Source organism: Jannaschia seohaensis (genome assembly GCF_900116765.1).
In the GTDB taxonomy this organism is placed as follows: domain Bacteria; phylum Pseudomonadota; class Alphaproteobacteria; order Rhodobacterales; family Rhodobacteraceae; genus Jannaschia; species Jannaschia seohaensis.
The window spans coordinates 510,992-532,981 of sequence record NZ_UETC01000001.1 but is presented as its reverse complement, the minus strand read 5'-3'; the positions used below and the strand labels follow the sequence as shown (position 1 = coordinate 532,981).

The following is a 21,990-nucleotide window of genomic DNA, read 5'->3' as shown; positions in this document are numbered from 1 at the left end:
TGGGCCGCGGCAGGGGGGCAGAGAGATCTTCGACGGCGACAGGGGCGCGGAAACCGGCCTAAGGTCGGACCGCGCTCCGTTTCTTCCCTGCCAAGGCCCCCTCCGATGATCCTCGCCAACGCCCGCCTCCTGACGATGGACGGCCCGGAGATCGACCGGGGCTGGGTCGAGATCGAGGGCGACAGCATCGCCCGGATCGGCGCGGGCGACCCGCCCGGCCCCTTCGAGGACATGGGCGGCGACCTGCTCATGCCCGGCATGATCAACCCCCATGGTCACCTGCCGATGACCCTGTTCCGCGGCCTCGCCGAGGAGGTGGACGACCGCCTCTTCCGCTACATCCTCCCGCTGGAGCGCGCCTGCGTCACCGAGGAGGTCGTGCGCATCGGCACCCGCCTCGCCCTGCTCGAATCGATCCGCGGCGGGGTCACGACCGTCGCCGACATGTATTATTTCGAGGACGCCATCGCCGAGGAACTCGCCGCTTCGGGCCTGCGCGGCGTGGTCGGGCAGACCGTCGCCACCTTCCCCGTGCCGGACGCCCCCGATATCGACGCCGCCTTCGCCCAGGCCGACGCCCTGGCCGCGCGCTGGACCGGTCACCCCACCGTCACCCCCGGCATCGCGCCCCACGCGCCCTATTCCACCGGGCCCGAGATCCTGTCCCGCGTCGCCGCCTGGTCCGAGGCCCATCCCGGCCTGCCCGTCCAGATCCACCTTGCCGAGACCGCCGATGAGATCGCCTGGGCCGCGCGGGAGCATGATCGCTCCACCGTCGAGATCGTGGCCGAAGCGGGCCTGCTGCGCCCCGGCCTGATCGCCGCCCATTGCGTCTACCTGACCGAAGCCGACCGCGCCCTGCTGGCCCAAAGCGGCGCGGGCGTGGCCCATTGCCCCCGCGCCAACGGCAAGGGCGGCCGCCCGACCGCGCCGATCGCCGACCTCGCCGCGCGCGGCGTGCCCCTGGGGCTGGCCACCGACGGCGCCATGTCGGGCAACACGCTGGACCTGTTCAGCCAGATGGCCCCCGCGACCATCGCGCAGAAGGTGGCCCAGGGGACGCGCGCCGCCCTGCCCCCCTCGCAGGTGCTGGAGATGGCGACCACCGGCGGCGCCCGCGTGCTGGGGATGGCGGACCGGATCGGCCGCCTCGCCCCGGGCTTCCGTGCCGATCTGATCCGCGTGTCGCTGGACGACCCGAGGCAGCAGCCGGTCTACGACCTCGCCGCGACGCTGGTGTTCTCGACCCTGCCCAGCGATGTCCGCTCCACCATGGTCGGCGGCCGCTGGCTGATGATCGACCGCGCGGTCCAAAGCCTGGACCCGGCGGCGATCCTGGCCGACGCCCGGCAGACCGCCCGCACCTTCGGCGCCCGCATCGCCGAGATCGACCGGAGCGCGCCATGAAGGACGTCCTCGCCCAAGCCGACAGCCAGACCGAGGCCGCCCTCGCCCGCCTGTTCGAACTGATCCGCATCCCCTCGGTCTCGACCGACCCGGCCCATGCCGGGGATTGCGCCGCCGCCGCCGACTGGCTGGTGCGCGACCTGACCTTGATGGGCGCGGAGGCGCGCGCCATCCCCACGCTCCGCCACCCAATGGTCCTGGCCCATCTGCCCGGCCCCGAGACCACGCCCCATGTCCTGTTCTACGGCCATTACGACGTGCAGCCGCCGGGCGACCCGGCGCTCTGGTCCCGTCCCCCGTTCGAGCCCTCGCTGACACCGGGCCCCAACGGCGAGACCCATATCAACGGCCGCGGCGCGTCCGACGACAAGGGCGCGATGATGACCTTCCTGGAGGCCTGCCGCGCCTGGATCGCCACCCGCGGCGGCCTGCCCCTGCGCGTCTCGGTCCTGATCGAGGGGGAGGAAGAATCCGGCTCCGCCTCCCTCGCGCCCTTCCTGGCCGAGCATGCCGCGGAGCTGCGCGCCGACGCGATCCTCGCCTGCGACAGTGACCAATGGGATGCCGAAACCCCCGCGATCACCGTCTCGACCCGGGGCATCTGCTCCCAGGAGATCACGGTGACGACCGCCGACCGTGACCTCCATTCCGGCATCTACGGCAATGCCGCCCGCAACGCGCTCACGGTGCTGTGCGACCTGCTGGCGGGCCTGCGCGGGCCCGATGGCGGCATCGCCATTGACGGCTTCCACGCCGACATCGCGCCCCTTGACCCGAGCGTCGCCGCCGCCTGGGAGCGGCTGCATGTCGACGAGGCGGAGTTCCTGGGCCGCGTCGGGCTGAGCCATCCGGCCGGAGAGGCGGGCCGCTCCGTGCTGGAGCAGGTCTGGGCCCGGCCCAGCTGCGACATCCACGGCGTATGGGGCGGCTACACCGAGCCCGGTTTCAAGACCGTGATCCCGCGGGAGGCCCATGCCAAGCTCTCCTTCCGCCTCGCCCCCGGCCAGGACCCGGACCGCATCCGCGCCCTGTTCCAGGCCCATATCCGCGCGCATCTGCCGCCCGACGCCTCGGTCGCGTTCACGGATCACACGATGGGGCGCGGCACGGCGATGCCCGTCTCCTCCCCCTGGCTCTCGGCCGCGACCGAAGCGCTGGAGGGCGAATGGGGCGGCGCGGCTCTGATCGGCATGGGCGGGACGATCCCGATCCTGCCGATGCTGAAAGACGCGATCGGGGCGGAGGCGCTGCTGGTCGGCTTCGCCAGCCTCGGCAACCGCATCCACGCGCCGGACGAGAAATACGACCTCTCCAGCTTCACCCGCGGCACCCGCAGCTGGGTGCGGATCATCGACGCCCTGTCCCGCCTCGACCGCGCGCGCTGAGCTCCCGCCTCTTCTTCTGGCCGGAAATACTCCGGGGGGAGTCGCCTCTGGCGACGGGGGCTGGCCCCCCTCCTCCATCGAGGCCACGCGCCGTCACGCCAGCGGGAGCGCCCCCCGCACCAACTCTACCCAATAGCGCACCCCGGTGGGGATCGCCCGGTCGTCGAAATCGTAGCGCCCGTTATGGTGCAAAGCGCCGTCCCGCGCCGGACCGTTGCCGAGCCAGACATAGCAGCCCGGGACGCGGGCCGAGAACTCCGCGAAATCGTCCCCCGCCGTAGAGGGCGGAAAGGCGGGGACGAGGCGCCCAGCCCGTTTCGCCGCCGCCCGCGCCACCGCCGTCGGCGCGGGGGCGTTCACGACCGGCGCGATGCGGCGGGTGAAGCGGTAATCGGCGGCGATCCCGAACCCCTCGGCCACCCCGCGCGCCAAGCGGCCGATGGCGGCCTCCAGCTGGTCGCGGACCTCGGGCGTGTAGGCCCGGGCCGTCCCGCCCAGGCGCACGGCGTCGGGAATGACGTTGAGCGCGTCGAAATCCCCCGCCTCCAGCGCGCAGGCCGAGACCACGGCCGGTTGCAGCGGGTCGACCTCCCGCGCGGTGATCGTCGGCAGCTGAGTCAGGAAATGCCCCGCCGCCGTGACCGCGTCGCGGCCCAGATGGGGCTTGGCACCATGGGTGCCCTCGCCCTGGAACGTGACGTGCCAACTGTCCGACGAGGCCAGCTGCGGCCCCTCGACCACGGCGATCTGGTCCGGGTCCAGACCGGGCATGTTGTGCAGACCATAGGCGGCGTCCATCGGACAGGCCTCCAGGAGCCCGTCGGCGAACATCGCGGCCGCGCCGCCGCGCCCCTCTTCGGCGGGCTGGAAGACGAAATGGACGGTGCCGGCAAAGCCGCCCTCCCGCGCCAATTGCTCCGCCGCGCCCAGCAGCATCACCGTATGGCCGTCATGTCCGCAAGCATGCATCCGGCCCGGATGGCGCGAGGCCCAGGGCGGCGTGCCGGTCTCGGGCATGGCGAGCGCGTCCATATCGGCGCGCAGGCCGATCCGGGGGCCCGCCCCGCGCGTCAGCGTGCCGACAACGCCGGTCCCCGCGAAGCGCCGCACCTCCAGACCCGCCGCCTCCAGCCGGTCGGCGACGATGCCGGAGGTGCGGACCTCTTCGAAGCCCAGTTCGGGATGCGCGTGCAAGTCCCGGCGCAGCCCCGTCAATTCGTCCAATCCCATGCCCGGCTCCCCGATTGCGCCCGTCTGCGGCCACCCTATGCTGAGGCAGGTCCTTAGGGGAAACGGAATGCAGCCTCACGAGTTCTGGCAGGTGCTCCTGCCCCCTGGCCCCACCGGCGCGGAGGGCGACCGCTATGCCGCCGCCCTGCCCGACGGGCGGCGCATCCTCTGCCCCATCCGCGTGCTGCCGGGGGGCTGCGACCGGGCCGTGGCCTCGCTGATCGTGAACCAGGCGAGCTTCGCGGTCTTCGACGCGCTGGCCGAATCCGTGGCGCAGGCGCTGCGCCCCGACGCGCCCGATGTCATCGTCGGCATCCCGACCCTCGGCCTGCCCCTGGCCGAGGCCGTCGCCCGCCGCCTGGACCACGCGCGAATGCTGCCGCTGGGGACCAGCCGCAAGTTCTGGTATGACCCCGACCTGTCGGAGCCGATGCGCTCCATCACGTCGCCGGACCAGGAGAAGCGGCTCTATCTGGACCCGCGCCTGTTGCCTCTCCTGGACGGCGCGCGGGTCGCGCTGGTGGATGACGTCATCTCGACCGGCGGGTCGATGCGGGCCGCGCTGCGGCTCCTGGCGAAGGCGGGCGTGACGCCCGTGGCCCTTGGCGTCGCCATGCGGCAGGGCACGCCCGAGACCGACCTGCCCCTGCGCACGGCCTTCGCCACCCCGCGCCTGACCCGCAGCCCCGACGGATGGAGACCCGCATGACGGACGCCCCGCTGCCCGACGACCTGCTACCCGACGCCCGCGCGGAGGGCCGCATCCGCCGCCACCTCGCCCTGGTCGCCCAGGCCAAGGCGCCTGCGGATGCCGTGCTGCGGGTGGGCTGGCTGCTGGATGTGCATAGCGGGCTCTGGAGCGAGGACGCCGAGATCGTGATCGCCGGGCGCCGCATCGCCTGGACCGGCCCCGCCGGCGCTTGGCCCGGAGAGGCCCGGGCGCGGCATGACCGGAGGCCTCTTGCCGCCGTGCCGGGCTTCGGCGAGGTTCACAAGCATATCGAATCGAGCCACCTGACCCCGGAATACGAGGCCGCGCTGGTCCTGCCCCATGGCTGCACCTGGACCTGCGAGGCGAGCCACGAATATTCCAATATCGACGGGCCCGGGAACCTGGAGTTCTGGCTGACCCACCGGCGCGCGGGGATGCCCTGCAAGATCTTCCCCCTGCCCGGCTCCGCCACGCCGCCCACCGGCTACGAGAGCGGCGGCGGCCATTTCGGCCGCGCCGAGCAGGCCGAATTCATGGCCCATCCCCAGGTGCCCGGCCTGGACGAGGTGATGGACTGGCCCGCCGTCTGGGATGCCGGGAACCCCAGCCACGAGCGGCTCTGGGGCATGATCGAAGCCACGATGGCAGCGCGCGGCGTGGTCGAGGGTCATGCCGCCGGAATGCGCGATATCTCCGACATCTCCGCCTTTGCCGCCGCCGGCATGGCCTCGGACCACGAGGCCTGGACCGCCGAGGAAGCGATGGACAAGCTCAAGCGTGGCCTCTTCGTGGAGATGCGGCCGCATTCCCTGCCGGACATGATCCGGGGGCTTCTGGAGAGGGGGCTCACCCGCTGGGATCAGTTGGCGCTTTGCACCGACGACCGGGGGGCGCAGGACACGCTGCGGCTGGGGGCCACCGACCACAACGTCCGGCTGGCGATCGAGGCGGGGCTCGCGCCTGAGACGGCGATCGCGCTGGTCACGCTGAACCCCGCGCGGCACATGCGGCTGACGCCCTGGGTCGGAGCGGTCGCGCCGGGGCGCTATGCCGATCTGGTGCTGCTCTCGGAGGTCGAGACGGTCGAGATCGCGGAGGTCTGGGCCGATGGCGCGCAAATCTCCGAGGGTCGCCGCTACCTGCCCGAGATCCCTCGGATCGACCGGCCCGAGGCGGCGACCCGCTCCGTCCGTATCGGGCGAGAACTCACCGCCGAGGACTTCGCCATCCCCGCGCCTCCGGGGCGCGAGACCGTCACCGCCGCCCTGCTCCGCCCCTTCCACTGGGAGCCGGAATTCCTGACGGCCGAATTGCCGGTCGTGGACGGCCTCGTGCAGCGGGACACCGCCCAGACGATCACCAAATTCGCCATCGTCGACCGTTATGGCGGCGGCGGAGTCTCTAAAATGTTCTGGCGCGGCACGGGACCCGCGACGCCTGGGACGGCGCTTGCCTGCTCCATGGCGCATGACCAGCACAATGTCTGGGCCTGCGGCTCCTGCGACGCGGCCATGGCGCTGGCGGTCAACACCATCCAGGAGATGCAGGGCGGCTGGGCCCTGGTGATCGAGGGAGAGCTTGCCGCCACTGTGCGCTACGAGATCGGCGGGCTGATGACCCGCCGCCCCGCCGAGGCGCTCGCCGCCGAGATGGACGCGCTCTATGCCGCCGCCGACCGCGTCGAGTGGATGTGGGAGCCGACTTCCTCGCCCCGCTGGGCGCCCGGCTTCCCCGAGCGGCTGGCCTTCGCCACCCTGACCTGCGCGCCCTGGGCCTGGGTGCTGGTCGCCCCATCCGCGCATGCGCCCGAGGGGCTGGTCAATGTCCGCGACGGGCGGACCCACCCGGTGGTCTGGTAAGCCGCGCCCTCCAGGCGCGCCAGCCGGTCCAAGGGGTCGCGACCGTCTCGCGCAGCGCGGCCCGCAGCGTGCGCGGCCAGGACAGGCGGCCCACCGGGCCGTCCGCGCTGACCCGCAGCCCCAGAAGACGCGCCGCAAGGCGGGCCCGGGGCAGGTGCCAGCGGTTCGACACCAGCACGATCTCCCGCCCCGCGAGCATCGGGGCGGCGAAGGCGAGGTTCTCGACCGTGCTGCGCGAGGCCGTCTCGGCCAGCAGCGCCGCCCCCGGGACGCCCATGGCGCGCGCCAAAGCCACGCCAACCTCGCCCTCTGGCGGGCCATGCCGTCCCCGTCCGCCGGCGACGCAGATCGCCTGGACCCTGCCCTCGCGCCACAGCACCACGGCATGCTCGACCCGCAGGTGCAGGGTCGGCGAGGGGCGCCCCCCGGGCCACACCGCCGCCCCCAGCACCAGCGCCGTCCTCACAGCGCCGACAGGTCGCTCGGCCCCAACCGGTAGGCCTTGCCGAACCCGCCGTTCAGCATCGCCTCCGCCGGCGCGATCCGGACCAGCCGGAAATCCGTGAAATCATAGTAGAGCTGCGCCTTCGGACGGGCCGCCAGATAGGCGTCGCGTAGGGCGGCCTTATCGGCCGCCTCGGCCCGCCCGGTCAGCGTCAAGCGCGGATGGGTCAGCGGGTCGCCCTTCGCCCCCGGCTCCCCCACCAGCAGCGAGCAGGCCGGATCGGCCGCCAGCGCCTGAGCATGGTCCGACAGGTCCGACAGCAGCAGCACCATGCCCGTCCCCGGCATCCACAGGCAGCCCGCCCGCGTCACCATCGGCGCCCCGTCCCGCAATGTCCCCAGCGCGCCCGAAACGGCCCCCGTCAGCAGGGTGTGGGCTAGTGCGCGGGCGTCGTCGTCGAGGGGGCGATACGGATCCATGGGCCGCACCCTCGGGCCGGTGGCGCGGCGATGCAAGCCCACCGATTGCCCCCGGCCCGAACGCCCCCTAGGGTGCGCTCCGAGGAGGGCCTGCCCATGGCGTTCGGAAAAAACATCAGGACCTGGTTCGACGGCACCTGGCATGACGGGGACGTCGCCGTGATGCGCGCGGCCGATCACGGAAGCTGGCAGGGCAGCTCCGTCTTTGACGGGGCCCGCCGCTTCGAGGGCGTGACCCCGGATCTCGACAAGCACTGCGCGCGCGTGAACCGCTCCGCCGAGGCGCTGATGCTGAACCCCACGGTCACGGCCGAGCGCATGGTCGAGCTGATCCACGAGGGGTTGGAGGGCTACCCCCCCGACGCCGCCATCTACATCCGGCCGACGTATTGGGGCATCCATGGCAGCGAACTTGGGCTGGTGCCGTCCAAATCCGAGACGGGCTTTGCGATCTGCCTCGAAGAGGTGCCGATGTACGGCCCCGACAAGACGACGACGCTGACGACCACCCGCTTCCGCCGCCCCGTGCTGGAGGACGCGGTCTGCAACGCCAAGGCGGGCTGCCTCTATCCCAACAACGCGCGGATGCTGGCCGAGGCGCAGGCCAAGGGCTTCGGCAACGCGCTGGTGGCGGACGCGATGGGGAACGTGGCGGAATCGGCCACCTCCAACGTCTTTATGGTCAAGGACGGGGAGGTCTTCACCCCGATCGCCAACGGCACCTTCCTGTCGGGCATCACCCGCGCGCGCCACATCGCCAACCTGTCCGCCGACGGCACCCCGGTGCATGAGACGGTGCTGAGCTTCGACGATTTCCGCGACGCGGACGAGGTCTTCCTGTCGGGCAACCTGACCAAGGTCACGCCGGTCACCGCCTTTGACGACCGTCAGTATCAGGTCGGCCCCGTCGCTCGGCGGGTGCGGGAGATGTATTGGGATTGGGCGCTCTCGGCTTGAGGCCCCTGCTGCGGGCCGTGCCCTTGCTCGCGACGGCAGGGGCCACGGCCTGGATGCTCTCGACCAACCCGCTCGCCGCCCCGCTGGTGGAGCGCTCGGTCGACGACCTGCGCCTGACCCTGGAGGCGCGGGTCGCCCGGACGGCGACGGAGGCATGGCTGCAGGCGGCTTTGGACGAGGCCGTCGCCGAACCCGATGCCGACCGCACCGAGATGCTGCTCGCTCTCGCCGCGGAACTCGGCCGCACAGTCGACCCGGCGGCGGCCGAGGCGCTCCTGGCCGAGACCCGCGCCCCGCTCGCCCAGGCCGCCGCCTGCGGCGCCTGCATGGCCGACATCGCCACCTGCGAGAGCCTGCGCCTTGTGGCCGCCTGCGCCCTTCCCTTCGAGCTCTCGCCGCTCGGCGACGTGAACGCGCTGCGGCGGGCAGGCGTGGATTGGAGCGCCGGGCGGCAGGTCGACACGGTCGACGCCTCGCTGGCCCTGGTGGGCCTTGGCGCCACCGCCGCCGTGCTCGCCTCGGGCGGCAGCTCGGCCTCGATCAAGGCTGGCACGGGGCTGTTGCGGATGGCGCGGCGGATGGGCAGCGTCTCGCCCGCCCTCGCGCGGCAACTAGACCTGCCGATCCGCTGGGGCGCCGTCCCAGCCTATCTGCGCGGCACCGCCCGGCTGGAGGACGTCACGGATACCGCGCGCTTGGCCCGCGTGGGCGCGATCGCGCGCGAGATGGACGCCGTGCGCCGCGCGACCTCTAGCGCCGAGGCCCTGCGCCTGCTGCGCCTCGTGGACGGGCCCGAGGATGCCGCGCGGCTGGCGCGGCTGTCCGAGGCGGCAGGCCCACGCACCCCGCGCACGCTTGACGTGCTGGGCAAGTCCCGCGCCTTTCGCGCGACCCTGCGCCTCAGCCGGACCGCCGCCGCGACGCTCCTCCTGCTCTGGCTCAGCGCGACCCAGATTGCGGTCCTGATCGCGACCCGGATCGGCACGGCGCTCTGGCGCCACGCCATCCGCTGATCGTCCTTTCTTCTGGCCGGAAATACTCCGGGGGGAGTCGCCCATGGCGACGGGGGGCAGAGCCCCCCTCCCCCGCGCCCCCAGGCGCAATCGTCTGGACAGGTCCAGCCACAAACGCCATGCTCCGGGGGCCGCAACCGCCGCCGGAGTCGTCATGCGCAAGTTTCTCGTCGTCCTGGATGACAGCCGCGAATGTCTCAACGCCATGCGCTTTGCCTCGCTTCGGGCGGAGCATACGGGCGGCGGGGTCGAAGTATTATCCGTCATCCCGCCCGACGAATTCAACCATTGGATCGGCGTCGGCGACATCATGCGCGAGGAGGCCCGCGACCGCATCGTCGCCCATTTCGAGGTCTTCGCGAAATGGATGCGCGACAAGCACGGGCTGGAGCCGCATCTGGTCATCCGCGAAGGCGAGCCGGTGGACGAGATCCTCGCGCAGGTCCGCGAAGACCCCGAGATCGGCGTGCTGGTCCTGGGCGCGGCGCCCGACAAAAAGGGGCCGGGACCGCTGGTGACGCAGCTGACGAAATCGGCCGGGACGCTCCCGGTGCCCATGACGATCGTGCCGGGCGACCTGTCCAAGGAACAGCTGGAACAAATCGCCTGATCGGCGCGCTGGACAGGCGCGCTGGACAGGGCTCGCCGCTCTGTTAGCCTGATGTCATGCGTTTGCTCCTCGCCGCCGCCGCGTTCCTCCTGAGCGCCGTCTTCGCGGTCGGCCAAACGCGGGACTTCGATGCCCGTGCCCTGACATACGAAGAGGTGCGTCTGCTTCAGGCGGGATTGTCCTTCGCAGGTGCCTATCTCGGGCGGATCGACGGCGACTGGGGCGCGCGAAGCGACCGAGCCGTCAGGACCGCCGCGGGCCCGGCCCCCGACGAAAGCGCGGTGCGCGACATCCTGATCCCATTCATCGAGGATGTCAGCGCGGCGCGATGGGACGCGTTCAATCCGTCCGGGACGTCCGCGCTCCTGCCGATGGGGCTTTTGTCGGCCGAAGAGGGCGAAGACTTCTACGAGCTCAGGACCGGCGACCGCGGGCTTGTGATCCGTTACATCTTCAGACCCGGCCCCGAGACCGGCGCGATGCATGCGTGGCTCGAAGCGGAGCATGTCGGGGCGGAACCCTTCTACCGCGCCGACACCGAGGAAGCCTATATCAGCGGAGGCGAAATCGCCTCCGGGAAGCGGATCTACCTGCGGACGATCCGCGTGGCGGATGTGCTCGAAACCGTTCTGGTGCAATGGGATCCGTCCGAAGCGCCGCGTGCGCGTGTCGTCGTCGCGAGCCTCGCGAATGGCTCGGTCGGCCCGCTCGTCCTCCCGCAGGACGGGTATCTCGCGCGGATCCTCTTCGGACTGGCGGGTGACGACGGCCCAGCCCGCGCGGCGGGCTCGACCGAGAGCGGCCCACCCGCAGCCCCCAGCGTGATCGGCACCGGGACCGGGTTCTACGTGAACGGCACGGATATCGTCACCGGCGCCCATGTCGTCGATGGGTGCGACCGGCTCACGCTGGCAGACGGGTCCGCCTTACTGGTCCTCCGCACCGATACCGAGACCGACCTGGCCGTGCTGCGGGCGGCGCAGCGCTCCGCCGACTGGCTGGACCTCGCCTCGGGCGCCTCGGACCGGCTCGGGGCGCCCGTGGTGGCGCTCGGCTTCCCCTTTGCCGGGCTTTTCGACCAGGGGCTGAGCGCGACGCGCGGCAATATCAGCGCGTTGCGCGGGATCGACGGGTCCGAGACCGCTTTCACGATCACGGCGCCGGTGCAGCCGGGCAATAGCGGCGGCCCCCTGCTCGACATGGAGGGCCGGGTGGTGGGCGTCGTCAGCTACCGGGCCTCGGACGATTTCATCCGCGAAAGGTCCGGCACGGTCGCCCAGAACCTCAACGGGGGGACGCGGCTGAAGCCCCTCCGCCAGTTCCTCGGCGCGGCCGGCGTGATGCTCCCCGCGCCCTCGGGGGAGCCGCGGGACATTTCCGCCGGACTGGCCGAGGCGCTGACCCGCGCCGTGGTCATGATCGAATGTCACGCCGACAGGTGAGCGGGCCGGCTCACCTTAGAATCGTTCCAACTTCTTGACGCCGGGCGCCGGGGCGCGCACATAGAAGACCAACCCGGAGGTTCCCCATGTTCATCCAGACCGAGACGACCCCCAATCCCGCGACGCTGAAATTCCTGCCCGGCCAGGCCGTGCTGGAGCAGGGAACGGCCGATTTCCCCGACGTGGATTCCGCCGCACCCTCGCCGCTGGCCCGGCGCCTCTTCGACGTGCCCGGCGTCACCGGCGTCTTCCTGGGCCACGACTTCGTGACCGTGACCAAGGCCGAAGCGACCGAGTGGGATCACGTGAAGCCCGCCATCCTGGGCGGCATCATGGAGCATTTCCAGTCCGGCGCCCCCGCCATCGAGGGTGAGACCCAGTCCGCCCATGGCGCCAATCACGACGAGGCCGATTCCGCCATCGTCGGGCAGATCACCGAGCTGCTCGATACCCGGGTCCGCCCGGCCGTGGCGCAGGACGGGGGCGATATCACGTTCCACGGCTTCGACCGCGGCGTAGTCTATCTGCAGATGAAGGGCGCCTGCGCGGGCTGCCCCTCTTCTACGATGACGCTGAAGATGGGGATCGAGAACCTGCTGCGCCACTACATCCCCGAGGTGCTGGAGGTTCGGCCCGTCGGGCTCTGAATGCGCGTTCTGGGGTTCGATACGTCGGCCGCGCATTGCGCGGCCGCGTTGCTGTCGGGAGACGAAATCGTCGTCTCCCGGATCGAAACCATGGCCAAGGGCCAGGCGGAGCGGCTCATGCCGCTTCTGGAAGAACTTCTGGCCGAAGCGGGCCTGGGCTGGGCCGATCTGGACGCGATCGGCGTGGGAACCGGCCCGGGCAATTTCACCGGCACACGGATCGCCGTCGCGGCGGCGCGGGGGCTCGCGCTGGGGCTCGGGCTCCAGGCCGAGGGCATCGGCGCGGTCGAGGCCTATGCCCAAGGCCGGGCGGTGACGGTTTGCCTGCCCGCTCCGCGCGGCGCGGTGCATGTCGGCTGGGGCGACGCGGTGGTGACGCTGTCCGAGCACGAGGCGCCGCCGCCCCACTGGCCCGCAGACCTGACGGGTCCGGCGGCGGAAGCGCTGGCCGCCCGTCTCGGCCGGCCGCACCGGCCGACGCCGGATCTGGCCGAGGGCATCGCCCGCATCGCCGCCGCGCGGGCGGCCCCGGGGCGGCCGCGCCCCGCGCCGATCTACCTGCGACCCGCTGACGCCGCGCCCGCCTCGGACCCGCCGCCCCGGCTGATCTAGCCGTTGGAGATTGGCGTCCTATGTATTAGTTCGAGACCGCAGACCGGAACGACCGCAAACCGATCGCTCACCGATGACCCAGGCTGAACGCCTCGCCGCCCTTCATTCGACAGCATTCGATGGTGCGTCGCGATGGTCCGCCGCCGCCTTTGCCTCGGCCCTGCATAACCCGAAGTGCTTTTTCGTTTACGAAGGCGCGGACCCGGACGGTTTCGCGCTCGGCCGCACGGTTGCGGACGAGGCGGAATTGCTGACCCTCGCCGTGGCCGCGCCCGTCCGGCGGCGCGGACTGGGCACCCGGCTGCTGTCGCGGTTCGAAACGGAGGCCCGATCGCGCGGCGCGACCGCGGCATTCCTGGAGGTCTCCGCGGACAATGCGGCGGCGCGCGCGCTCTATGACCGGGCCGGCTGGCAACTGGTCGGCCAACGGACCGGCTATTACGAGGGCACCGATGCGCTCACGATGCGCAAGCACTTCTGACCCAGCGTCCTTAGGGGCGGATTCGGCTTGAACCCTTTAGGCGAATGCGGCCTTATCTCCTTCATCAAACGCACGGGCGGGGGCCGGGGCGCGCAGCATGCCGCCCGGTCAACCCCACCGGCACAACGGGAGACCACCATGAAGATTACCACCAAGCTGATGGGCGCCGCCGCCGCGCTGGCCCTGACCGCGGGCGCGGGCCTGGCGCAGGACGCGAACCCCGGTCTCATCATCGACCTGGGCGGCAAGTTCGACAAGTCCTTCAACGAGAGCGCGTTCAACGGCGCCCAGCGCTGGGCCGAGGAGAACGGCGCAGACTACGCCGAGACCGAACTCGCCAACGAGGCGCAGCGCGAGCAGACCATGCGCCGCATGGCCGAGCGCGGCGCCAACCCCGTGGTCGTTCTGGGCTTCGCCAACGCCTCGACGCTGGACGTGGTCGCCCCCGACTATCCCGACACCACCTTCGCCATCATCGACATGGTGGTGGATCAGCCCAACGTGAAGTCCATCGTCTTCTCCGAGCACGAGGGCTCCTACCTGGTCGGCATGATGGCCGCGATGGCCTCCGAGACCGGCACCGTGTCCTTCGTCGGTGGCATGGACGTGCCGCTCATCTCCAAGTTCGCCTGCGGCTATGCCCAGGGCGCCAAGGCGGTGAACCCGGACATCAACGTGATCGTGAACATGACCGGCACCACGCCCTCGGCCTGGAACGACCCGGTGAAGGGCGCGGAGCTGACCCGCTCGCAGATCTCCCAGGGCTCCGACGTGGTCTTCGCGGCCGCCGGCGGCACCGGCATCGGCGTGCTCCAGGCGGCGGCGGACGAGGACATCCTCTCCATCGGCGTGGATAGCAACCAGAACTACCTGCACCCGGGCGAGGTTCTGACCTCGATGGTCAAGCGCGTCGACAACGCCGTCTACGACACCTTCACCCAGGCCATGAACGGCGAGCTGGAAACCGGCATCTCCGTCATGTCGCTGGCGAATGACGGCGTGGGCTTTGCCCTCGACGAGAACAACGCCGACCTCGTCTCCGCCGAGATGCAGGCCGCCGTCGAAGAGGCCAAGGCCAAGATCATCGCCGGCGAGATCCAGGTCCACGACTACCTCTCCGACAACAGCTGCCCGGCCTTCTGATGGCGGACGCGACCCCCGATGAGATGCTGCTGAAGCTGCTCTCGGCCTGGAACGAGGCGGACGAAGGGGCGCGCGAGACGATACTGGACGAGGCCCTCGCGGCCTCGTTCACCTATGAGGATCCGCACGCGCCCGAGCCCTTCGAGGGAAAGGACGGCATGGCCGGCTACCTGTCCACGTTCCTCAAGGCGCTGCCCGACGCGGTGCTGCTGCCGCAGGGCGCGCCGGACGTGACCCATGGCACGGCCCTGGCCCGCGCCCGGCTGGACCGGAATGGCGCCCCCTTCGCCCGGCTGATCTTCGTCGGAACGACCGAAAACGGCCGCCTGACCCGCGTCACCGGCTTCGTGGAGAGCGAATGACCCAGAGACCGTCGCAGGGAGAGGCCCCGCTCGCCATCGAGCTGCGCGGCATCTCCAAGGCCTTCGGCCCGGTCCAGGCCAACAAGGACATCTCGATCCAGGTCAAGCGTGGCACGATCCACGGGATCATCGGCGAGAACGGCGCCGGCAAGTCGACGCTGATGTCGATCCTCTACGGCTTCTACAAGGCCGATGCGGGCGAGATCTATATCGGCGGCCGCCCCACCCCGATCCCCGACAGCCAGGCCGCGATCGACGCCGGGATCGGCATGGTGTTCCAGCACTTCAAGCTGGTCCAGCCGTTCACCGTGCTGGAAAACGTCATTCTGGGCGCCGAGGACGGCAAGCTGCTGAAGCCGTCGCTCGCCAAGGCGCGCAAGCTGCTCACGGACCTCGCCCGTGAATACGAGCTGGACGTCGACCCCGACGCGGTGGTCGAGGATCTGAATGTCGGGCTCCAGCAGCGCGTCGAGATCCTCAAGGCGCTCTACCGCGAGGCCGACATCCTGATCCTGGACGAGCCCACCGGCGTGCTGACCCCCGCCGAGGCCGACCACCTGTTCCGCATCCTCAAGGGCCTGCGCGACCAGGGCAAGACGATCATCCTGATCACCCACAAGCTGCGGGAGATCATGGAAATCACCGACACCGTATCGGTGATGCGCCGCGGCGAGATGACGGCGACCGTCAAAACGGCTGAGACCTCGCCCGAACAGCTCGCCGAGCTGATGGTCGGGCGCAAGGTTCTGCTCCGCGTCGACAAGACGCCGGCCCAGCCCAAGGAGACCGTGCTGGAAGTGCGGGGCCTGCGCGTCATCGACGACCAGGGGGTCGAACGGCTGCGCGGCATCGATCTCGACATCCGGGCCGGCGAAGTGCTGGGGATCGCCGGCGTCTCCGGCAACGGCCAGTCCGAATTGCTGGAAGTGCTGGGCGGCTACCGCAAGGCCGAGGGCACGATCCGCATGAACGGCCAGGAGATCGCGCTGACCGGTTCCGCCTCCGACGCGCGCATGCGGCGGATGCAGGGCATCGCCCATGTGCCGGAAGACCGGCAGCGCGAAGGCCTCATCATGGAGTTCCGCGCCTGGGAGAATGTCGGCTTCGGCTATCACCGCGAGGAGCGGTTCGGCTCCGGCCTGTTCATGGACAACACCGCGCTCAGGACGGACTGCGAGGGCAAGATGGCGCGCTTCGATGTCCGCCCCCCGGACCCGAACCTCGCCGCCAAAAGCTTTTCCGGCGGCAACCAGCAAAAGATCGTCCTGGCCCGCGAGATCGAGCGGGACCCGGACCTCCTGCTGATCGGCCAGCCCACGCGCGGCGTCGATATCGGCGCCATCGAGTTCATCCACAAGCAGGTCGTGGCGCTGCGCGACAAGGGCAAGGCGATCCTGCTGGTCTCGGTGGAACTCGACGAGATCATGGCCCTCAGCGACCGCATCGCGGTGATGTTCGACGGGCGCATCATGGGCGAGCGGCTGCCATCCGAGACCGATGCCAACGAGCTTGGCCTGCTTATGGCGGGCATGACCGGAAAGCCGGTGGCGGCGGAATGACGAAAAGCTCCGCCCCCCTTCTTCTGGCCAGAAATACTCCGGGGGGTCCGGGGGGCTGGCCCCCCGGACCTGTCCTCTCGACCCGTGCGAAGGGAAGACAATGACCGACGCCCTGCCCAAATGGGCCGACATCCTGCTGATCCCACTGATCAACCTGATCCTGGCGCTGGTCGTCTCGGGCCTCGTCGTGGCTCTGATCGGTAAGGACCCGTTCGAGGCGCTCTCGATCCTCGTCACCGGCGCTGTCGGCTCCGCCTATGGCTGGGGCTACACGCTGTTCTACGCGACGAACTTCATCTTCACCGGCCTCGGCGTCGCGGTCGCGTTCCACGCGCGGCTGTTCAATATCGGCGGCGAGGGGCAAGCTGCGCTGGGCGGGCTCGGCTGCGCGCTGGTGCTGCTCTATCTGCCCTTGCCGCACTGGTCGCTGGCCATCATCGCGGCCTCCTTGGGCGCGGCGCTGTTCGGGGCCGCCTGGGCCGCGATCCCGGCCTATCTCCAGGCCAAGCGGGGCAGCCATATCGTCATCACGACGATCATGTTCAACTTCATCGCCTCGGCGCTGATGGTCTATCTGCTCAGCCGGGTGCTGATCGTGCCGGGCGCGGGCGGCTCGCCCGAAACCGCCCGCTTCGTCGAGTCGGTCCACCTGCCCAACGCCTATGACGTGCTGCCCTGGATGGGCTTCAGCCGGTCGACCCCGCTCAACGTCTCGTTCTTACTGGCCATCGCTGCCTGCGTCTTCGTCTGGGTGCTGATCTGGCGGACGCGGCTGGGCTATGAGATCCGCGCCTTCGGCCAGTCGGAGCCCGCCGCGCTCTATGGCGGGATCTCCTCGGTCCGGATCATCATGATCGCGATGCTGATCTCGGGCGCGCTGATCGGCCTGATGGCGATCAACTCGGTCATGGGCGAGGCCGAGCGTCTCGTCATCGACCCGGTGCAGGGGGCGGGCTTCGTGGGCATCGCGGTGGCGCTGATGGGCCGGTCGCACCCGGTGGGCGTGTTCCTGGCGGCGCTGCTCTTCGGGGCGCTCTATCAGGGCGGCGGAGAGCTGACCTTCGAGATGAACGGCATGACCCGCGAGATCATCCTGGTGATCCAGGCGCTGGTCATCCTCTTTACCGGCGCGCTCGACAACATGGTGCGCGCGCCCGTCGAACGCGCCTTCCTGTCCGCGCGCAAGCGGCCCCGCGCGCCGCTGCCGACCAACCCGGTCGAGCCGGGCGGCCATTCCGACGAGAAGAAGGTCGAGCCATGAGCCGGAAGGATTGCTGACCCATGGATTATGCCGGACTGATCCAGATCCTCGACTCGGCCCTGCGCCTGTCCACGCCGCTGCTCTTCGCCTGCCTCGCCGGCCTGTTCAGCGAGCGGGCGGGGGTGTTCGACATCGGGTTGGAGGGCAAGATCCTCGCCTCCGCCTTCCTGTCGGCCGCGATGGCCGCCTATACCGGGAATGTCTGGCTGGGCATGTTCGCAGGCATCCTCGCCTCGCTGATGCTGGCGACGATCCACGGGATGGCGTCGATCACCTTCCGGGGCAATCAGCTGATCTCGGGGGTCGCGATCAACTTCCTGGCTTCGGGGCTGACGGTGGTGATCGGCGAGGCCTGGTTCGGGTTGGGCGGGCGCACCCCGCAGCTGGAGGGCGCCGCCCGGTTCGGAGAGCTGACCCTGCCCTTCGCCGACGCGATCCGGGGCATTCCCTTTATCGGGCCGATCTATGCCGACCTGCTCTCGGGCCATTCGATCCTGGTCTATGTGGCGCTGCTCTGCGTCCCGCTGACCTGGTGGATCCTCAGCCGCACGCGCTTCGGCCTGCGCCTGCGCGCCGTGGGGGAGAATCCGGCGGCGGTGGACACGGCGGGCGTCAGCGTCGTCGGCCTGCGTTTCGCCGCCGTGATGATCTGCGGCCTGCTCTGCGGCCTGGCCGGGGCCTATCTCGCCACGGCCCTTTCGGCGGGCTTCGTCAAGGAGATGTCGGCGGGGCGCGGCTTCATCGCGCTGGCTGCGCTGATCTTCGCCAAATGGCGGCCCTGGCACGCCCTGGGCGCGACCTTCCTCTTCGGCCTGCTCGAAGCCTTGGGCAACCGCTTCCAGTCGCTGGAACTGTTGGGCATCACCATCCCGACCCAGTTCATGCAGGCCCTGCCCTACATTCTCACGGTGGTGATCCTGGCGGGCTTTGTCGGCCGCGCCATCCCGCCGCGCGCCGGAGGCGAACCCTATGTCAAAGAGCGCTGACCTCGCCGCCCTGATCCGCGACCGCGCGGGGGCGGAGCCGCCACGCTATGGCCTGATCCTGGGCTCGGGCCTGGGCGGGCTGGCCGACAAGGTCGAGGGCGTGGCGATCCCGTATGACGCGTTGCCGGACTTTCCCCATACGGGCGTCTCGGGCCACGCGCCCAAGCTGGTGATCGGGCAATTGGGCGCGACACGGGTGGCGGTGCTGGGCGGCCGGTCCCACTACTACGAGAGCGGCAAAGCCGACGCGATGCGCCTGCCACTCGAGGTGCTGGCGGAACTGGGCGCCGAGGCGTTGATCGCGACCAACGCGGCGGGCAGCTTGCAGCCGGACATGCCGACCGGCTCGCTGATGCTGCTGTCGGACCATATCAATTTCTCGGGTCTCAACCCGCTGATCGGAGAGCCGACCGACCGCCGCTTCGTTCCGATGACAGACGCCCACGACCCCGAGCTGCGCGACGCGCTGCGCCGGGCCGCCCGCGACGAGGAGGTGGACCTGCACGAGGGGGTCTATGCTTGGTATTCGGGCCCCTCCTTCGAGACCCCGGCCGAGATTCGCGCGCTGAAGATCCTGGGCGCCGATGCGGTCGGCATGTCGACCGTGCCCGAGATCATCCTCGCCCGCTTCCTGGGCCTGCGCGCCGCCGCGATCTCCACGATCACCAACATGGCGGCCGGGATGTCGGACGAGAACATCTCCCATGAGCATACCAAGGCCATGGCCCCGCTCGGCGCCGCCAAGCTGGAGCGGGTGCTGACCCGCTTCCTCTCGCGCGATCCGTCCTGAGCCTCGCTGCGCATCAGTCCAACGCGGAGCACTCCATAAGGCCAACCGATCACAGCCGGCAACAATCTGTCGGGAAGGTTTGATATTCGCCGCGCCATCCGGTTCATTAGGGGTAACGCCCCGGAGCAACCACGTGCAGATCTACCTCCCCATCGCAGAAGTCTCGGTCAACGCCTTCCTCCTGTTGGGCTTGGGCGGGATGGTGGGCATCTTATCGGGGATGTTCGGGGTGGGCGGCGGCTTTCTGATGACGCCGCTTCTGTTCATGATCGGCATCCCGCCCGCCGTCGCGGTCGCGACCGAAGCGAATATAATCGTCGCCTCCAGCTTTTCCGGGGTGCTTGCCCATTTCCGGCGCAAGGGCGTCGATCTGCGCATGGGCGTGGTGCTGCTTATCGGCGGCCTGGCGGGCGCGGGCCTCGGCGTGCAGGTCTTCGCGCTCCTGCGGGAGTTGGGACAGGTCGATCTGCTGGTCCGGCTCTGCTACGTGCTGTTCCTCGGGATTATCGGCGCGCTGATGTTCGTCGAAAGCCTGAACGCCATCCGCAAGTCGCGCACCAAGGGGCCGGCCCAACGCACCGTGCGGCGGCAGCGGGGCTGGATCCACGCGCTGCCCTTCAAGATGAAGTTCCGGACGAGCGGCCTCTATATCTCGGTGATCCCGCCGCTGGCGGTGGGCTTCTTCGTCGGCATCCTGGCGGCGATCATGGGTGTGGGCGGCGGCTTCATCATGGTGCCCGCGATGATCTATCTGCTGGGGATGCCCACCAAGGTCGTGGTCGGCACCTCGCTCTTCCAGATTATCTTCGTGACCGGCTTCGCCACGCTGCTGCACGCCACGACGAACTATACGGTCGACATGGTGCTGGCGGTCCTGCTGCTGATCGGCGGCGTGGTCGGGGCGCAGGTCGGCACGCGGATCGGCACTCGGCTCAAGGCGGAGCAGCTGCGCATCCTGCTCGCCATCATGGTTCTGGCGGTCTGCGGCAAGCTGGCGCTGGACCTCCTGATCGAACCTGCGGAGCTCTACTCCATCGGCACGGGGGCGGGGCATTGATCCGGGCGCTGCTTCTGCTTCTGGCGCTGGCGCTCCCGGCCGCCGCCGAGGAAGTCGTCGCCGATCTGAGCCAGGACCGCGTGTCGATCTCCACCTCTTTCGACGGGTCGGAGATCCTTGTCTTCGGCGCCATCAAGCGGCAGGCGCCGATCCCGCTCCAACCGCCGCTGGCCGTGATCGTCACCATCGAGGGCCCGGACGAGCCTGTCGTCGTGCGCCGCAAGGACCGGGTCGCGGGCATCTGGGTCAATGTCGAGGGCATCGAGGTCGAGCGGGCGCCGGCCTTCTACGCGGTCGCCTCCACCCGGCCGTTGAGCGAGGCGCTGTCCGAAACCGAGGATCTGCGCTGGAGCATCTCCACCCGGCAGAAACTCCGCGCGGTCGGCGCGGCGTCGGAAGCGGCGAACGCGCCCGCCTTTCTCGACGCGCTGATCCGGGTGCGCCAGGCCGAAGGGATCTATGCGCGCGCCGAAGGGACCGTGCAGCTGCGCGACGACACCCTGTTCTCGACCAAGATCGCCCTGCCCTCGGCTCTGACCGAAGGCAATTACGAGACGCGCATCTTCCTGACCCGCGGCGGCGAGGTGATCGACAGCTATGCGACCTCGATCTACGTCTCGAAAGTCGGGCTGGAGCGGTTCATCTACACGCTCGCCCACGATCAGGCCCTGATCTACGGTGTGCTGTCGCTGTTCATCGCGATCGTTGCGGGGTGGCTGGCCTCGGCCTTCTTCCGCTACCTGCTGCCCTGAGGCGCGCGCGCCGCCGTCAGGCCGAGATCGTGACGACGCGGCGGACCCGCGAAGACAGCGCGATCAGCAGCAGACCCACCGAAAAGAGACACCAGATCGCGGGCATCTCGTTCGGGTCGTCTGTCAGGAGCGAGGCGAGGATCGGCCCCGCGACCACGTGAAAGACGACGAAGCGCCACGCGCCATAGAGCAGCGGCAGGACGAACACGGCGATAAGATAGCTCGGGAAGCCGAAAGACGTGCCCAGCGCCGCCTCGAAGGGGACGAGCAAGCCGTTATAGGGAACGTCCCATGCCAGATGCCACTCTCCGGACCGCGTGCAGACCGCCTCTCCGCACAGGGGAAAGCCAGGCGAACAGGCGCCGAGCGCCGCGAGGGGCAGGATCTGCGCGAGCATGATCGCGGCGGAGAGGGCGCAGACCGCATAGACCCATCGGCGGACGTTCGGGCTGAGGGCGGCCGGGGCGAGCGTCATCGCGAAGGCGTTGATGAAGAAGGGCTGGAAGACGATGTGCAGATAAGACAGCCAGGTCACGGCGCGATTTCCGGGCGTTCCGCATTGATCGATGACCCAATAGCCGGCGATCTGAAGCGCCTCCATCCCGGTGAAATAGCCGAGCGCCAAGTAGATCGGCGCCGGATCCCGGCGGGCGATCGCGATGGCGGTCGCCCCCGCACCGATCGCCGTGGCGGCTATCGTGGCGGTTTCACTCCAACACATGGGGCCACGCGCCTCCAGCCGGATGCGCCTTGGATCGGCGCGGCGGGGTGCTGGCCCTTGGTCCTTGGAACCGGCTGCAA

The 21,990-nt window shown here is 70.0% G+C and carries 23 protein-coding genes; 19 read left to right on the top strand and 4 right to left on the bottom strand.

From position 1 onward, the window contains the following. Nucleotides 1–105: 105 nt before the first annotated feature. Both DTQ71_RS02610 and DTQ71_RS02605 read left to right on the top strand, forming a co-directional pair. Nucleotides 106–1,407 (top strand): amidohydrolase family protein, encoded by a 1,302-nt coding sequence (locus DTQ71_RS02610; RefSeq protein ID WP_109562716.1) that lies wholly within the window; start codon nucleotides 106–108, stop codon nucleotides 1,405–1,407. Next, nucleotides 1,404–2,792 carry a M20/M25/M40 family metallo-hydrolase gene (locus DTQ71_RS02605; RefSeq protein WP_109562715.1) on the top strand — a complete coding sequence of 463 codons (1,389 nt, stop codon included), beginning with the start codon at nucleotides 1,404–1,406 and terminating at the stop codon, nucleotides 2,790–2,792. Before DTQ71_RS02610 ends, DTQ71_RS02605 begins: the two co-directional genes overlap by 4 nt. Nucleotides 2,793–2,885: 93 nt before the next feature. Here the strand turns inward: DTQ71_RS02605 and DTQ71_RS02600 are convergent, their stop codons facing one another. Beyond that, a complete protein-coding gene (locus tag DTQ71_RS02600; protein WP_109562714.1) occupies nucleotides 2,886–4,022 on the bottom strand; it encodes an amidohydrolase in 1,137 nt (378 codons plus the stop codon). A gap of 67 nt (nucleotides 4,023–4,089) precedes the next feature. Here DTQ71_RS02600 and DTQ71_RS02595 point away from each other — a divergent pair, with 67 nt between their 5' ends. Both DTQ71_RS02595 and DTQ71_RS02590 read left to right on the top strand, forming a co-directional pair. Continuing rightward, nucleotides 4,090–4,731, top strand: a complete 642-nt coding sequence (locus tag DTQ71_RS02595; protein ID WP_109562713.1) for a phosphoribosyltransferase — start codon at nucleotides 4,090–4,092, stop codon at nucleotides 4,729–4,731. Continuing rightward, complete coding sequence (locus DTQ71_RS02590) at nucleotides 4,728–6,593, top strand: adenine deaminase (protein ID WP_109562712.1); 1,866 nt, start codon at nucleotides 4,728–4,730, stop codon at nucleotides 6,591–6,593. Before DTQ71_RS02595 ends, DTQ71_RS02590 begins: the two co-directional genes overlap by 4 nt. On the opposite strand, the gene DTQ71_RS02585 is transcribed toward DTQ71_RS02590, so the two are convergent. Continuing rightward, entirely contained in the window at nucleotides 6,553–7,059 is a 507-nt protein-coding gene (locus tag DTQ71_RS02585) for a YdcF family protein (RefSeq protein WP_109562711.1), read from the bottom strand. The genes DTQ71_RS02590 and DTQ71_RS02585 overlap by 41 nt on opposite strands. Continuing rightward, nucleotides 7,056–7,517 (bottom strand): HugZ family pyridoxamine 5'-phosphate oxidase, encoded by a 462-nt coding sequence (locus tag DTQ71_RS02580; RefSeq protein WP_109562710.1) that lies wholly within the window; start codon nucleotides 7,515–7,517, stop codon nucleotides 7,056–7,058. The genes DTQ71_RS02585 and DTQ71_RS02580 overlap by 4 nt, the downstream gene beginning before the upstream one ends. Before the next feature lie 96 nt (nucleotides 7,518–7,613). Between DTQ71_RS02580 and DTQ71_RS02575 the strand changes: the two genes are divergently transcribed. The 15 genes from DTQ71_RS02575 to DTQ71_RS02505 all read left to right on the top strand — a co-directional run bounded on the left by DTQ71_RS02575 (nucleotide 7,614) and on the right by DTQ71_RS02505 (nucleotide 21,189). Beyond that, the gene (locus tag DTQ71_RS02575; protein WP_109562709.1) at nucleotides 7,614–8,474 is read left to right on the top strand and encodes a branched-chain amino acid aminotransferase; all 861 of its coding nucleotides are present in this window, start codon (nucleotides 7,614–7,616) and stop codon (nucleotides 8,472–8,474) included. Further along, nucleotides 8,471–9,487 (top strand): hypothetical protein, encoded by a 1,017-nt coding sequence (locus tag DTQ71_RS02570; RefSeq protein WP_146204790.1) that lies wholly within the window; start codon nucleotides 8,471–8,473, stop codon nucleotides 9,485–9,487. Before DTQ71_RS02575 ends, DTQ71_RS02570 begins: the two co-directional genes overlap by 4 nt. A 154-nt stretch (nucleotides 9,488–9,641) precedes the next feature. Then, complete coding sequence (locus tag DTQ71_RS02565; protein WP_109562707.1) at nucleotides 9,642–10,097, top strand: universal stress protein; 456 nt, start codon at nucleotides 9,642–9,644, stop codon at nucleotides 10,095–10,097. A gap of 56 nt (nucleotides 10,098–10,153) precedes the next feature. Beyond that, on the top strand, nucleotides 10,154–11,539 hold the full coding sequence (locus DTQ71_RS02560) for a S1 family peptidase (RefSeq protein ID WP_109562706.1): 1,386 nt from the start codon (nucleotides 10,154–10,156) through the stop codon (nucleotides 11,537–11,539). 86 nt (nucleotides 11,540–11,625) lie between these two features. Beyond that, entirely contained in the window at nucleotides 11,626–12,186 is a 561-nt protein-coding gene (locus DTQ71_RS02555) for a NifU family protein (protein WP_109562705.1), read from the top strand. Next, entirely contained in the window at nucleotides 12,187–12,798 is a 612-nt protein-coding gene (gene tsaB / locus DTQ71_RS02550) for a tRNA (adenosine(37)-N6)-threonylcarbamoyltransferase complex dimerization subunit type 1 TsaB (RefSeq protein ID WP_109562704.1), read from the top strand. 73 nt (nucleotides 12,799–12,871) lie between these two features. After that, nucleotides 12,872–13,279: a ribosomal protein S18-alanine N-acetyltransferase gene (gene rimI, locus DTQ71_RS02545; RefSeq protein ID WP_109562703.1), complete on the top strand. Its 408-nt coding sequence runs from the start codon at nucleotides 12,872–12,874 to the stop codon at nucleotides 13,277–13,279. 138 nt (nucleotides 13,280–13,417) lie between these two features. Next, nucleotides 13,418–14,422, top strand: a complete 1,005-nt coding sequence (locus DTQ71_RS02540) for a BMP family lipoprotein (RefSeq protein WP_109562702.1) — start codon at nucleotides 13,418–13,420, stop codon at nucleotides 14,420–14,422. Continuing rightward, nucleotides 14,422–14,784, top strand: a complete 363-nt coding sequence (locus tag DTQ71_RS02535; protein ID WP_109562701.1) for a nuclear transport factor 2 family protein — start codon at nucleotides 14,422–14,424, stop codon at nucleotides 14,782–14,784. The genes DTQ71_RS02540 and DTQ71_RS02535 overlap by 1 nt, the downstream gene beginning before the upstream one ends. Further along, a complete protein-coding gene (locus DTQ71_RS02530; RefSeq protein ID WP_109562700.1) occupies nucleotides 14,781–16,343 on the top strand; it encodes an ABC transporter ATP-binding protein in 1,563 nt (520 codons plus the stop codon). Before DTQ71_RS02535 ends, DTQ71_RS02530 begins: the two co-directional genes overlap by 4 nt. Nucleotides 16,344–16,443: 100 nt before the next feature. Next, complete coding sequence (locus DTQ71_RS02525) at nucleotides 16,444–17,604, top strand: ABC transporter permease (RefSeq protein WP_109562699.1); 1,161 nt, start codon at nucleotides 16,444–16,446, stop codon at nucleotides 17,602–17,604. Between the two features lie 20 nt (nucleotides 17,605–17,624). Then, nucleotides 17,625–18,590: an ABC transporter permease gene (locus DTQ71_RS02520; RefSeq protein WP_109562698.1), complete on the top strand. Its 966-nt coding sequence runs from the start codon at nucleotides 17,625–17,627 to the stop codon at nucleotides 18,588–18,590. Beyond that, nucleotides 18,574–19,380 carry a purine-nucleoside phosphorylase gene (locus tag DTQ71_RS02515; protein ID WP_109562697.1) on the top strand — a complete coding sequence of 269 codons (807 nt, stop codon included), beginning with the start codon at nucleotides 18,574–18,576 and terminating at the stop codon, nucleotides 19,378–19,380. The genes DTQ71_RS02520 and DTQ71_RS02515 overlap by 17 nt, the downstream gene beginning before the upstream one ends. A gap of 133 nt (nucleotides 19,381–19,513) precedes the next feature. Further along, the gene (locus DTQ71_RS02510; RefSeq protein ID WP_109562696.1) at nucleotides 19,514–20,437 is read left to right on the top strand and encodes a sulfite exporter TauE/SafE family protein; all 924 of its coding nucleotides are present in this window, start codon (nucleotides 19,514–19,516) and stop codon (nucleotides 20,435–20,437) included. Further along, nucleotides 20,434–21,189: a TIGR02186 family protein gene (locus DTQ71_RS02505; protein WP_109562695.1), complete on the top strand. Its 756-nt coding sequence runs from the start codon at nucleotides 20,434–20,436 to the stop codon at nucleotides 21,187–21,189. Before DTQ71_RS02510 ends, DTQ71_RS02505 begins: the two co-directional genes overlap by 4 nt. A 16-nt stretch (nucleotides 21,190–21,205) precedes the next feature. Here DTQ71_RS02505 and DTQ71_RS02500 read toward each other — a convergent pair whose 3' ends face one another. Continuing rightward, complete coding sequence (locus tag DTQ71_RS02500) at nucleotides 21,206–21,910, bottom strand: DUF5765 domain-containing protein (protein WP_109562694.1); 705 nt, start codon at nucleotides 21,908–21,910, stop codon at nucleotides 21,206–21,208. Nucleotides 21,911–21,990: the final 80 nt, after the last annotated feature.

What these genes read in the sequence shown, in the direction of transcription:
- DTQ71_RS02610 (WP_109562716.1), top strand. Translation starts at nt 106, where the DNA reads ATGATCCTCGCCAACGCCCGCCTCCTGACGATGGACGGCCCGGAGATC.
- rimI (WP_109562703.1), top strand. Translation starts at nt 12,872, where the DNA reads ATGACCCAGGCTGAACGCCTCGCCGCCCTTCATTCGACAGCATTCGAT.
- DTQ71_RS02530 (WP_109562700.1), top strand. Translation starts at nt 14,781, where the DNA reads ATGACCCAGAGACCGTCGCAGGGAGAGGCCCCGCTCGCCATCGAGCTG.
- DTQ71_RS02520 (WP_109562698.1), top strand. Translation starts at nt 17,625, where the DNA reads ATGGATTATGCCGGACTGATCCAGATCCTCGACTCGGCCCTGCGCCTG.
- DTQ71_RS02590 (WP_109562712.1), top strand. Translation starts at nt 4,728, where the DNA reads ATGACGGACGCCCCGCTGCCCGACGACCTGCTACCCGACGCCCGCGCG.
- DTQ71_RS02500 (WP_109562694.1), bottom strand. Translation starts at nt 21,910, where the DNA reads ATGTGTTGGAGTGAAACCGCCACGATAGCCGCCACGGCGATCGGTGCG.
- DTQ71_RS02540 (WP_109562702.1), top strand. Translation starts at nt 13,418, where the DNA reads ATGAAGATTACCACCAAGCTGATGGGCGCCGCCGCCGCGCTGGCCCTG.
- tsaB (WP_109562704.1), top strand. Translation starts at nt 12,187, where the DNA reads ATGCGCGTTCTGGGGTTCGATACGTCGGCCGCGCATTGCGCGGCCGCG.
- DTQ71_RS02555 (WP_109562705.1), top strand. Translation starts at nt 11,626, where the DNA reads ATGTTCATCCAGACCGAGACGACCCCCAATCCCGCGACGCTGAAATTC.
- DTQ71_RS02595 (WP_109562713.1), top strand. Translation starts at nt 4,090, where the DNA reads ATGCAGCCTCACGAGTTCTGGCAGGTGCTCCTGCCCCCTGGCCCCACC.
- DTQ71_RS02580 (WP_109562710.1), bottom strand. Translation starts at nt 7,517, where the DNA reads ATGGATCCGTATCGCCCCCTCGACGACGACGCCCGCGCACTAGCCCAC.
- DTQ71_RS02600 (WP_109562714.1), bottom strand. Translation starts at nt 4,022, where the DNA reads ATGGGATTGGACGAATTGACGGGGCTGCGCCGGGACTTGCACGCGCAT.
- DTQ71_RS02575 (WP_109562709.1), top strand. Translation starts at nt 7,614, where the DNA reads ATGGCGTTCGGAAAAAACATCAGGACCTGGTTCGACGGCACCTGGCAT.
- DTQ71_RS02605 (WP_109562715.1), top strand. Translation starts at nt 1,404, where the DNA reads ATGAAGGACGTCCTCGCCCAAGCCGACAGCCAGACCGAGGCCGCCCTC.
- DTQ71_RS02560 (WP_109562706.1), top strand. Translation starts at nt 10,154, where the DNA reads ATGCGTTTGCTCCTCGCCGCCGCCGCGTTCCTCCTGAGCGCCGTCTTC.
- DTQ71_RS02565 (WP_109562707.1), top strand. Translation starts at nt 9,642, where the DNA reads ATGCGCAAGTTTCTCGTCGTCCTGGATGACAGCCGCGAATGTCTCAAC.
- DTQ71_RS02535 (WP_109562701.1), top strand. Translation starts at nt 14,422, where the DNA reads ATGGCGGACGCGACCCCCGATGAGATGCTGCTGAAGCTGCTCTCGGCC.
- DTQ71_RS02525 (WP_109562699.1), top strand. Translation starts at nt 16,444, where the DNA reads ATGACCGACGCCCTGCCCAAATGGGCCGACATCCTGCTGATCCCACTG.
- DTQ71_RS02515 (WP_109562697.1), top strand. Translation starts at nt 18,574, where the DNA reads ATGTCAAAGAGCGCTGACCTCGCCGCCCTGATCCGCGACCGCGCGGGG.